General features: G+C 41.6%; 1 protein-coding gene. It reads right to left on the bottom strand.

Annotated elements, in window-relative coordinates; translation table 11 throughout:
- Positions 1-196 (bottom strand): hypothetical protein (locus tag ACYVRA_RS09290; RefSeq protein ID WP_461252416.1); only part of this gene is annotated, 196 nt, incomplete at its 3' end.
- Positions 197-356 lie beyond the last annotated feature (160 nt).

The raw sequence follows: 356 nt of genomic DNA, 5'->3' as shown, positions 1-356 counted from the left end.
TCGCATAACGTTTGGCGGTAAACGACGTTTTTTTGCGCCCGATAAGAAAACCGCGAAGCGGTTTTTCGGGCACAAAAAAATGTGGGTGGAGTGAGGCGTGGGAGCCTTCAGGCGACCTAGCCGAACGGAACCCCGAGCCGCCGTAAGGCGGCGACGCGTTTACCGACCTGTTATGCGATGAAACCGCAACTGCCAATTATTAAATCATCTTCTGCCAATTTTCAAATAGACCTTGTTTATTGGATATAATTATTTTGAATAATTTATGCTCCCATATAAAACTGACTATATTTACCATTTTTTTTACAATTTATAAAGAGGGAAAAATGCCTGTAATAAAATTACATTCACAGTAG

This window comes from Treponema sp. R8-4-B8 (assembly GCF_054786175.1).
This window is presented reverse-complemented; position numbering and strand designations above follow the sequence as displayed.